Source organism: uncultured Clostridium sp. (assembly GCF_963515715.1).
Lineage (GTDB): Bacteria > Bacillota > Clostridia > Clostridiales > Clostridiaceae > Clostridium_AW.
Genome location: NZ_CAUPZS010000031.1, coordinates 1 through 12,309, shown reverse-complemented (window position 1 = coordinate 12,309; position 12,309 = coordinate 1). Strand labels below are relative to the sequence as shown.

At 30.5% G+C, this 12,309-nt stretch carries 9 protein-coding genes; 1 reads left to right on the top strand and 8 read right to left on the bottom strand.

The window, feature by feature from the left end; all coding sequences use genetic code 11:
* Positions 1-213: 213 nt before the first annotated feature.
* Positions 214-3,147: a DUF5050 domain-containing protein gene (locus RYO54_RS17005; RefSeq protein ID WP_315121485.1), complete on the bottom strand. Its 2,934-nt coding sequence runs from the start codon at positions 3,145-3,147 to the stop codon at positions 214-216.
* A 258-nt stretch (positions 3,148-3,405) separates the two neighbouring features.
* The gene (locus RYO54_RS17000; protein WP_315121482.1) at positions 3,406-5,262 is read right to left on the bottom strand and encodes a cell wall-binding repeat-containing protein; all 1,857 of its coding nucleotides are present in this window, start codon (positions 5,260-5,262) and stop codon (positions 3,406-3,408) included.
* Between the two features lie 593 nt (positions 5,263-5,855).
* Between RYO54_RS17000 and galU the strand changes: the two genes are divergently transcribed.
* On the top strand, positions 5,856-6,719 hold the full coding sequence (gene galU, locus RYO54_RS16995) for a UTP--glucose-1-phosphate uridylyltransferase GalU (RefSeq protein WP_315121479.1): 864 nt from the start codon (positions 5,856-5,858) through the stop codon (positions 6,717-6,719).
* Positions 6,720-6,898: 179 nt separating this feature from the next.
* On the opposite strand, the gene RYO54_RS16990 is transcribed toward galU, so the two are convergent.
* From RYO54_RS16990 to pgsB, 6 genes are all read right to left on the bottom strand, one after another.
* Positions 6,899-7,342: a VanZ family protein gene (locus tag RYO54_RS16990; RefSeq protein WP_315121477.1), complete on the bottom strand. Its 444-nt coding sequence runs from the start codon at positions 7,340-7,342 to the stop codon at positions 6,899-6,901.
* A gap of 394 nt (positions 7,343-7,736) precedes the next feature.
* Complete coding sequence (locus RYO54_RS16985; RefSeq protein ID WP_315121474.1) at positions 7,737-8,360, bottom strand: response regulator; 624 nt, start codon at positions 8,358-8,360, stop codon at positions 7,737-7,739.
* Positions 8,347-9,729: a HAMP domain-containing sensor histidine kinase gene (locus RYO54_RS16980; protein WP_315121471.1), complete on the bottom strand. Its 1,383-nt coding sequence runs from the start codon at positions 9,727-9,729 to the stop codon at positions 8,347-8,349. Before RYO54_RS16980 ends, RYO54_RS16985 begins: the two co-directional genes overlap by 14 nt.
* Positions 9,722-10,798: a poly-gamma-glutamate system protein gene (pgsW, locus tag RYO54_RS16975; RefSeq protein WP_315121470.1), complete on the bottom strand. Its 1,077-nt coding sequence runs from the start codon at positions 10,796-10,798 to the stop codon at positions 9,722-9,724. The genes RYO54_RS16980 and pgsW overlap by 8 nt, the downstream gene beginning before the upstream one ends.
* Entirely contained in the window at positions 10,795-11,241 is a 447-nt protein-coding gene (gene pgsC, locus RYO54_RS16970; RefSeq protein ID WP_315121468.1) for a poly-gamma-glutamate biosynthesis protein PgsC, read from the bottom strand. The genes pgsW and pgsC overlap by 4 nt, the downstream gene beginning before the upstream one ends.
* On the bottom strand, positions 11,234-12,309 hold a 1,076-nt coding region (gene pgsB / locus RYO54_RS16965), incomplete at its 5' end, for a poly-gamma-glutamate synthase PgsB (protein WP_315121465.1). The genes pgsB and pgsC, both read right to left, overlap by 8 nt.

The following is a 12,309-nucleotide window of genomic DNA, read 5'->3' as shown; positions in this document are numbered from 1 at the left end:
AGGAAAGTTTGCGAACTGTCCTTGACTTTTCTAAACTTTCCCCTGTTAATTTTTAATTAATTATCACAAATTCATGAACCGTCCCTGAACTTATGCCTGAACTTATGTAAATTTACGAACCCATTAATCTTTGAACTTTGCAACAATAATTATAACATGCATTTAAAAGTATAAATACTATATTAGTTTAATAAATATGCTTGTACATATTTATTAACGATAATTTACATAGCCAGCTTTAAATGCTTTACCATTATAAGTGTTAACAACATATACAATGTCTCCACTGCTTAAGTTTTCTCCAGTAATTCTAGGATTATTTTTGTCTATAGTTTCCCATTCAGTTGTAATATCTGATCCTAATACTGGCAACTCCTCTTCTGGTATTCTGTTGCTTCCAACTCCGCCTCTTACAATTTTATATTTGTATTCATATTCTGGGCTTATAAACGGATTTAATCCTTCTGCTATTACAGTTAAATCATTTGGATCTCCTATAACATCCAGTCCCTCTAATGGTAATGCTATACCCTGTGGTATTTCTATACCATTAGAATCTTTACTTTCTGCAAGTTGAGTACTTCTAGTAATATATAATCTTCCATCGCTACTATTTGCTAAACTTTGAGCAGAAAGGTCTATAGTTGCCTCACATTTTATATCAGCCCATATATCTGAATCATATACTGGCGTACCTATTCCATATCCTATTCTTTCATATCTTTGATTATTATCCTTGATATAAACATTTACGCTATCTCCAGCCTTTAAAGTAGTATTTGGCATGATCTTAACCTTACTATTTACTGTGTAGCCATCTTGCATTATACCATATTTAATTATTTTAATTAAGCTCTTGTCTATACCATCAGGTACTCCAACTAAATCATCTTCAGGTTTTATCGTACATACTGTTGGTGCACTTTCTATCATATTTTGAGAGGTTCTAGTTACATACACGGCTGTTGCATCATCTGGCAATGTCTTATCTTTTCTAAGTATTATTGTAACATTTAATTTATCATCAATTGATGGGAATACGACTTCTTGTCCAAGTAGCTGAGTCATATTCTTATCTCTGTATACCTTTATAACATCTCCTATTTGTAAGTTAGCTTGTATAGGTGTACGTGTTCCATCCTTTTCTATATTTACAAATATCTTATCCTCTGCTAAGCCAGCATTATTTACAACTCTCACAGATTCTGAAGGAATAGCCTCGCTTGCCATAGATAATACCAATGTAACTTTTGCACCATATCCAACAATAACACCAGTGTAGCTAGCTGCCCCACCTTTGCCATTGTTCTTAGGATTTAAATCCCAGTTAACCAAAAGCTCTCTTACGCTGTTATCACTCATTACAGCCGTAACTTTATCTGGTAAATACTCTTCTAAGTTATTTATATCCGCTCCTATTGCATCCTTCTTTGGAGTTGCAACTTTATCATAAGATACTATCTTCAAATCTCTCTTAGGTTTTGCTAAAGGAGTAGATGAATAAGTATATATAGCTTTTCCATAAGGATCTCTATTTGGAGAAATCTGTGGCTCATTAGCAATTGACATATTATTTCCTTTAGTATAATAAATCTTATCATCTACTATGTTTATAAAGTTAGCATTATCATTTGAATATTTTTCTCCAGTAATTCTTAAGTAATCAACTAATGGTGCTCTATATATTTTATTTCCATCTGAAGCATCTGTATAGTAGATGTAGTTGTTACTACTACTGCTTGCTTCTGACACATTCATAGCTGTTATAACAGCATTTTTACCAGTAGTGCCATTAGTTACTGAAATAGTGGCTGAATTTGACCCACTTTTATTCATGGCCTTTAACTGTCCCGAATCTGTTATGTAATAAATTTTACCATTTCTCTCCGAAAGAGTTATAAACTTTGCCCTATCAGTGGAAATCTTACTTCTATAAGTTCCATCTGTATGCACTGAATATATAGAATTACCTTCATTTTTATTTACAAAATAAATTATATTTCCACTTACAATTAAGTATTCTGCTTCATCATTTGTTATATTAATACCTGTTGATTTATTAGCATTTCTACTAACCTTTCTAATATTTCCAACTCCTCTTCCTGAATGGTAGGTGTAATAAATGTATTCACCTGAAACTGTTAAATATGAAGCTTGGTCTGTACATACTATTCTTCTTCCTGTACCATCTTTTTTAATTTTATAAATTTTTTGGCCATCAGAATAGTTAATATAATAAATATAATCTCCAACCACATTTATAAATTTAGCATTATCTTCGCAGATTTTTTCACTGACAACATCATTGGTCTTATAAATTCCTCCTCCATCTGCTGAATGACTATAATATTTCCAATCGTCGCCATTTTCTCTATCTTGAGCTATTAATCCATTGTTATTTAAATTTCCTAATCCATTACCATTTTTTCCATATTGATTTCCTGGATTAGAATTTTCTAAATTAAAAAATTGTACTGTTGTAATTCCCTCTTTTAATTCAACAGTTTCTGTAGTTGCTATAGGTGACTTATCCGAAGTTAATATTTGAACTTTTATTTTTGGATCTGTAGTCAATAAGATAATTGTATAATCGTCTTCTTGCCCCTGTGGAATCTTACCTATCTTTTTAATTAAATCACTGTCATTCTTGTTAATAACTTTAAAATATTCTCCCTGCAAGGTGTAAGGAGATAAATCCATCTTATCCTTATCCGGTATAGTTATACTCATTAGCATTAAACCACTATTTCCAAGCTTTGTCACCTTACTGCTTATCTCTAGCTTTACTGTCAAATTACTATCTGCCAAATAATCTCCATTTGATTGTTTTTTATATGGTACTTGTCTTCCGTTTGATACATAATGAGTTATAATATCCTCACTTACATATCCTGAATCTCCTGGCTTTAAGTCACCGCCATTGAACAGTGAAGTTATTGTCCCTGAACTATCCTTTACATAATAAAGATCCTTATAAGAAGAATTGTTTAAAATATCATTAAATTGTCTCGCATTACTACTTATATATTCTACGCTATATGATTTATTTCCAATAACTATAGCACCATAAGGTAGTGCTGCTGAAACAGAAGATGACAACATTGTAGCTAAAACTATGGAAGCCACAAAAACCTTTGTTTTTTTCATTTAAATCCACCTTTCCAAATATTCATATTTATATATCTTTAAATTGAAATTTATGAACTGCTCCTAATTGACCCTAATTTTTCTTAATTTTAATTCCTTGTTAATACCCAAATTTTCATGAACTGTCCCTAACTTTCCTAAGTTTTTTTCAACAAACGGTTCATGATTTTCACAAACTGTCCCTGATTTTTATCACAGACTTTTCATCAATTTTCATGAACCGCCCCTAATTTTTCCCCTAACTTTTTAACTTATATTTTAATTTGAAACTACTTCAACCACTAACAATACAGGTCTGTTATAATGTTTAACCGTACCTCTGATATAGTAAGTTTGTGGTGTTCCCATATCAATGAACGGATTTTCCCAAGTAACATCAACCCAAATCACTCTATCATCAGATGTAGTAGCTTTCACTTGACTTGGTAGATAATAATATTCTCCCTGTACTTTTCTTACACGTATTTCTGGAATTTCTCTAATCTTTGGAAGAACTATTAATTTTAAATAAGCCTTATACGGAGAATCTTTTACTGTACCCTCAAGTCTTACTATACCTGTTCTACTTGTATCAATGCTTGTAGTATTCCAAGTCACTGACATATTTTTATTTGTAATTTTATCACGTACAGTTTTAGGAAGCTTATATGGCTCACCTTGCACTACTTCCATGGTTATCTCATCAAATATGTTTGATGGATATCCTCCGCTGTCTGTTATTTGCAACGTTAATTTGACCTTCTTCTTGTATCTATCTACAGTACCATTAAATATATATATACCTGGAGAATTTTTTTGCTGAGTTCCGTAATCCCAAACTACTGGGAGCTCAGCAGTTGTATTATCACTCATTGTTGCTAATACTTTCTCTGGTAACACAAAATCATATCTGCTGTATGATGTTTTATAAACATCTTGTATTTTTACAGGTATTGGATTCACAACAAGATTTAATGCTATTTTTCTATAATATCCATTTACATCGCCGTAAAAAGTAAATAATCCTGGCTTTGAAGTGTTAACCTTTTTAAGATTCCAGTTAACTTCAACCTCCACCTTTGAACCATCTGATGCATTGGCAATAATGGACTTAGGAGGAGTGTATTCATCATCTTGATATATAGTTTCATAAACATCTGGAACATATGAAATTCCCTTAGGTAAATATTTAGCCACACTTTCTAAATCATATCCTATAATAGAAGGTCCTCCGAGTATGGTCAAATTATTTATTACTTCAGATGACAAAAATTTATTTGTAGAATTAGGCAATGGAAGATCTCCCAATAAAATGAATCCATTATCTAAAGCTGCCAAAGTAGATCCGGTTAAAGCATCAGCATAGGACCTACCAGAGGCTAAGAACAAGTTGTCCATATTCATTTCATTTCTAAAATAATTTATAATATCAATATTTCTTTGATATTTATCTCCACTTCCAATTCTTGTAGCCTTGGGTATACCACTAAAAACTTTACTGCTTATAATGTCTTCTCCGCCGATTACATATATTTGCTCTGCGTTTTTATTTGAATTAATGTACTTCATTACTTCGCTGTTTACAGTATCTTTTCCTACCATTAAAATCGGCATCTCTTTTATTGCAGCTATAGGCGCCATGGATACAGCATCTTCAAAATAGCTTCCGTTTACAATAGCAATTTGCTTTGGTTTGCCAAGTTTTTTAGCTACCTCCAATGAAGTTTCATATCTGTTATTCCCACCAATTCTCGTAGTTTTAATCCCCATGGCCTTCAATCCATCTTCCACATTTTGAGAAACAACTCCCTTTTGTCCTACTAAAAATACATTCTTAACTCCCAATCTTTTGAGCTCAACCGATGTATACATATTTAAAGTATTTTTATTTGTCAAAAGTATAGGAGCATTATACTTTTTAGCTAATGGAGCAGCAGCTACAGCATCTGGAAAATTTTCTCCAGAAACAACTACAGCATAATTGCTTTTACCTTTCCATCCCGTACTACAGACTTTTGAAGAAGTCTCATATCTATCCTGCCCATAAATACGCTTAGTTGTAGGAACAGCCAACACATTACTACTTACAAGACATAATGTTAATGTTAATGCTGCTATAATTCTTTTCTTTACCATCAAACATCACCTTTTAATTATTTTATATTATATTAATTATCGTTTAATAATTTTAAAAATTAACAAATTATTAATCCTTTTTTTAATTATAACCTTTATTTCTACATTTATAAACCTATTTTAGCCTAAATTACCATCCAAGTAAAATTAATCTACAAAATATCCAAATTTTTGTTGATATTATTTTGTATTAATTATATAATCTAAATTATAATGATATTAAAATTTTTTTAATACTTTCTTTATATATTATTTTTTTATAATACATAGCAAGAGGTGATATTTTGTGCAGCAATTAAGCCCAATTGAAGCAAGAAAAAAGTATATAAAAAAAATAACTTGGACGTTATCAATTTTCGCAATAATCTTTGTAATAGGTATAACAATGCTAATATCTTACATTTAAAAGAATCCACAAGAGGGTTCTTTTTTATTTGCTTTTTGTAGATTAAGTTGAAATCAAATCTTTAATTGTCTAATATTAGAAGGTTTTTATAAAATTTCATAGAATAGTTTATTAATAGAATGGTTTATTTTAAATATGAATTTAAATGAAATGCTTTAAAGATAATATTTTAGAGAGGATGAATTATATGAGAGTAAAAAAAGCAATAATACCTGCTGCAGGATTAGGAACAAGATTTTTACCTGCCACTAAAGCACAACCTAAAGAAATGCTTCCTATCGTTGATAAACCAACGATACAATACATAATTGAAGAAGCTGTAGCCTCAGGAATTGAGGAGATTCTTATAATTACAGGAAGAAACAAACGTGCTATTGAAGATCATTTTGATAAGTCTGTGGAATTAGAAAAAGAGTTGGAAGATCACAATAAAGAAGAATTATTATCCATGGTTAAAGATATATCCAATATGATTAATATATATTACATACGACAAAAAGAGCCGAAAGGTTTAGGCCATGCTATAAGTTGCGCTAAAACCTTCGTCGGTGATGAACCTTTTGCAGTAATGCTAGGTGACGACATAGTAGACAGCGACACTCCTTGCTTAAGACAATTAATTGATTGTTATGATGAATATAAAACCTCAATACTTGGAGTACAAGCAGTCCCCCAAGAAGATGTTTCTAAATACGGAATAGTTAAAGGATTACATATAGAAGATAGAGTTCACAAAGTTAAAGACTTAGTTGAAAAACCTACTATTGAAGAGGCTCCATCAAACATAGCTATACTAGGAAGATACATAATAACTCCAAAAATATTTAATATACTAGAAAATACGAAACCAGGAAAAAACGGAGAAATCCAGCTTACGGATGCTCTTAAAACTTTAATAAAAGACGAAGCTATGTATGCCTACATATTTGAAGGCAAAAGATACGATGTAGGAGATAAATTAGGTTTCCTACAAGCTACTGTAGAATTCGCTTTAAAAAGAGATGATTTAAAAGATGACTTTATGAATTATTTAGCTCAAATTATTAAGTAGAATAAAATATATGTAAATAAAATAATATGTATCTATAATAAATTAGGGAAGCAACTTGAAGGTTTAAACTTTAAAATTTATATCTTCAAATTACCTCCCTACATTATAAAACATAAAACATGTGAATTTTAATATTTATAGTAAATTTAATTTCTACAGAAATACAGAGTTTTGTTAATTTATTTTTTCTTCTTTACCTTTATTATTATGTACAATAATAGTAAAGCCAAGAAAGCCCCACTAGTGTCTATTAATACATCCGCAAACCTTCCACTCCTACCTGGTACAAAAGTTTGATGATATTCATCACTGCAAGCATATAAAAATGAAATGCTCAATGCTAACTTGAAGCTTTTCCTTAATTCAAAATCCTCTCTTATAGCATTTACTAGTAGTAAACTCAATATAAAATATTCAGTGAAATGGCCTAATTTTCTCACTACAAAATTTGCAAATTCTCCAAAAACACTATTTACATTTATACCTACTGAGGTTAACATTTCAATGACAAGTCCACTTTTGCCATCAGATACATCTGCAGGGTCTGAGGAAAATTTATAGATTACTATCATCCAAGCAATCACTAAAAGGTATTTTAAAACTTTTTTATAACTAATCTTCATATTCTTCTTCGTCTCCATTTTACTCTAATTATATTTTGTTGACTATAAACATTGATAAATCATCTATCATTTTTCCAACTATATGCTGTTATGTACATAACCTATTCATTATTAAATTATATGTTTTTCTTAACTCATGCCCTACTTATCTATTGATTATTTGCTATAGGATTAGCGAAAGTAAGTTTACTATTTTTCACTACCTGTCCCGGTATTTTTTCCAGTATTTTTGCACTTTTTTATGTTTACTTCTATCAAAATTTTGTCACTTTTCATGACCTGTCCCTTATTATCCACCTATTATTTTCTTATTATTTTTCATGACCCGTCCCGTGCTATGCCATACTATGACCTACTGTTTTCCCTACCACTTCTTGGTGATGGCTTGTACAAATTAGACTATGTATTTATAGGCTTGTTTAGGTCTTCCTATCTTTCCGTAGCTTTGCTGTGTCTCAACTTTATTTTGCTCTATCATGTATTGAAGATATCTATGGACTGTTTGATAAGCTAATCCAGTATTCTTCGATATACTATTAATACTATCATATCTATTATTATTTTTCATATATTTCTCTATTATATTTAAGGTTTCAACAGATATCCCTTTTGAATAATCTATTGAATTTTTATTTACATTATCTATGGTTTCTTTAAATCTTAAATGTACATTTATTCTGGCAATAATATCTGGAGCCTTAATAGGCTTTAGGGCAAAATCATTTGCTCCAGCTTTTATAAATTTATCCGCTACCTTTTGATCCTCTTCTATAGTCAGTACAATTATAGGGATATCATTAGAAACCTCTCTTAATCTTTTCACTCCTTCTATACCATTAACTTGCGGAAGATGATAATCTATTAGAACCACATCTGGCTTAACGCTAGTAAATTTTTTAATTCCTTCTTCTACACTGAGAGCAGTTATGGGAATCCAACCCTTATATTCACAAATAGCTGACATAGCAAATAATATTTCCTTATCATCATCAATGACTAAAATTTTAATTTTGCTCACTATTGCTCACCCCCGGTAAAACTATTTTAACGCAAGTTCCTTTATTCTGTTCACTTTCTATCTTCACATATCCATTATGGTTATTAATAACATTTTGTATAAAATTTAAGCCAAGCCCTGTAGATTCCTTTGTGGTAAATCCTGTTCCCCATACTTTATATAAAATGCCATCCTCGATCCCAATACCATCATCCATTATATCAATAATAACTTGTTCCTCTTCTTTATGGACATTTATATTAATGCTACCATTTTCTTTATCAATTGCATAATAAGCATTATCTAACACATTTATAATCGCCCTAGAAACTCTAATTTTATTTATATAAATATTGCATTCCTTTGCACTATTTTCATACCTAATTCTTTCTGCATAAGGAAATGGGGAGATTTGAGATAAAATAATATTAAAAAGCTCCTCAGTTTTTATTATTTTCTTTTTATCTTCATATAGTATTTCTGATATCATTTCACTTAATTTATCTATAGAAAACTCTATTCTATTTAGATAAGATAGAATTTTACTATCCTTCTCCATAAGTTCAATAACGCTTACCAATGCTTGTATTGATGTCAGTGGAGTTTTTAAATCATGTACTAAATGCCTAAGTTCAATATAATTTCTAGCTTCTAAAGCTTTTATCCTAGCCTCTCCTAATTCCTTTTCTACTCTTTTATTCTCCTCTGTAGTAATCTTTAATTTATGCTCATCACTTACTAATTTTACAACCAATAATGCATTTACTGTAAATATTAAAAATAACATAACAGCAGTTAAAGTCAAAACATCTGAAGCACCTATGAAACTAGCAATGTTTTTTATATCCTGTGAAGTTTCTCCTCTACCAAATTTAAAAGGGGACAGTTCAGGAATTATATCCATCCATTGAACTCCTAATAATAAAAGAGTTATAATTGAGGATTTTTTAAAAAAGTTTACTGTTGAAAAATTAAGCTTTTCTAAGAATACTATAGCAAACATAATAGTAATAGCTGGAACTCCTAAATCATAATGTATGTTATGAATGCGATTTATTATAGTATATACCACAGGTATTAATATAACAGCAATACAGCCCTTTACATAATGTATGTCCACTTCCTTATACTTTAAACTTGTGGATTCTGCAATTAAAAAAGCACCTAGGTAATTAGGTATCCCTCTTAAACTGTTCAATATTACTAACCTAAATGCTGCTATTATTAATTCACTTTTATCGTTATTTGTTATACTACTAGATAACAAATCATAAATACGGAAATTGTAAACATTGATTATAAAAGGAGCTATAATTCCAACTATCATTAAAACAAACCCTAAAACTATACCCTTTTTTCTAAATTCAACGGTGAAATTACCTTTAATCATATTTTTTCCTTACCTTATTTCCATAAAGAAAGACTATTAAAAATGTAATAATAAGTACGCATAAAACTTGATAAAAAGGGTACTCAAATGTATAGTACACATCTCCAGCCCCAATAGGTGGCATAGGAGTTGGATCTATTTTCAATCCATAATCAGAGGCTAGTTTTTTTACATTTAATATATGTATTACAGGAACTTCTTTTTGTAAAAACAACTGTATAAGACCTGATTTTTCGTTAACTTTATATTTATTTGTAGTCAATAAACCTGGAGATGTATCCGCCGATTCTAAAGTATTTCCTAAAGATACTATATTTCCTCCTACGTTTATAAAAGCTTTAATTTTATTCCCATCTTCCCCATACATATCATATCTCTTTTTTACATTTTTCTTTAAATCCTCCTCATATATCAGTTCTAAATTATATTCTTCAGCCCTTTTTAAAATTTTATGTATTACTTCAGTCTCCATATCCTTACCAATATCTTTAGCTCCTCCTATGGAAATGGCTTTTGATTTATTGCTCACTATGACCTTTGTAAATAATAGCTGCTCCATATCCATATAATTAAACTCTGGTATATTTGCCCCCCAGGTAGATGATCCAATTGAAGATATTATAATTGGATCTAATTTTAACACTTCACAAGCAGATAACACCGCAATATTTAATGCTGGAAAAGAGCTAGAAAAATTCACCCCTACTTTATCCCCCTCTTTTAAATTTGCCTCCTTCATCAAGTGTACTATCACCGCTGCAAAGTTAGGATTAGCTGAGGTTCTTTTAGATTCTAAGGCTCCTAGCGTGGTGGTTATTCCGCTGAACTCTCCCCCTATAATTCCTGTAGAATTTATATCATATCTCTTATCTATTTCAATATTTCTTTTAACTTTTTCTTCTTTAATTTCCTTTATAGCTTTGTCCATTAAAGTAGCTGCTTCAATTTTCTCGCTATACCATTTATCTCTAACTTTAACTTTTCCATTATTTATAAACCATACAAAGATCAAAAGAAATGCTGCAACTATTGTGATTAAACTGTCTATCTTTCTAAATTTTTTCTTCATAACAAAATCCCTTTCTCCATGACCATTGCTATCAATTTAATTACGGAGGCAACTAATAACATAGAAGAAACAGTTTTAACCACACCCTGCCTGTCCATTTCTTGAGCAGTTATTCCTGGAACTATATATCCTATAGCAGAAATGCTTATTATAGAAGATAAGGATAAGTAGTCTACTCCCTCTTTAAATATAAACTTTATAATGAAGCTTATTATTATCATCATAGCGAACTTTCTTTTTCCATATAAAATTGTGTATTCCGCTAAAAAGTTTACTATGTATAAAGTAACTATACTCAGTAGAATTGTGAGTATAATTTTCATGGGTTGATCTAAAAACAATGCTATGTAACCAGGTACGATTACTCCTCCAGGGGATATTTCCGTTACTTCATAATATAAAATACTTAAAATAATTCCTAGTATAACGATGTTATTAGACATATACATCACCAACCCTTTCAATATATTCTAAAATCTCTTCGCCACTACCTGCTATATTTCCTATGCCAAATATAACCGTATCCTTCTCAATGCAATCTAAATTCATCTCAAAACTATAGCCTATTATATCTATTATTTTCTCATTAACACCCTTTTTAACTAATTTACTTTTCATTAACCCCTTATAATATCCGCTTATCCACACCCTATCTGGAGCTATTTCTTTAATAAGGCTAACATGCTGTTCCATCCTATAAACTCTATCTCTTCTATTGTTTATCATTAAAATAACATCTTTATCCTTAAACAATCCCCTGTCATTAATATAGTTATATATATTAATGGTTGAATCCGGATCATTTATAGCAAAACCGTTGACAAAATATATGCTATTATTATTTTTCCCTTTTATTTTAAATGTCTTTAAAACTCCTGGATCTCTTTTATATTCTTTCATTTTATCAATGGCGGCTTCCCTATCTATATCTAATATCTTGCATACCTCTAGTACTATGCTAATATTTTCACTAAAATCAATCCCATAGTCTTCCTCTAATTTTTCCGCTAAAATAACATTAGCATTTTCTTTTTCTCCACGCTCTTTATAATAACTAATAAACCTCTCTTCAGCTGTGATAAAATAGCCATCTTTAGGCATAACATTTCCTAGAGATTCTGCTACATCCTCTAGGGTCGGTCCCATTTCTTCTAAGTGATCTCTTCTAGCATTAGTAACTATACATATATCTCCATTTAAAATTTTATTTTGAGCAATATATTGTAAATCTGGTTTTACAGCCATGCACTCAATAACTACAATATCCGCTCCTTGCCTAGCCGCTTCCTTTAATATTTTTATCTGCTCTTTAATATTTGCTTTACCCTTTCTAATAATAGGTTTTTCATCCCCTAAAACATCTATAATTCTTGGGCTAGTGCCTGTGGTTTTACAAAACACCTTATACCCCTCTCCTCTTATTGCTGCATCAATAAGTCTGCAAGTAGTAGATTTACCCCTAGTACCATTAACATGAATAATATGTCTAAACTTTTTCCTTAGCTTTTTAT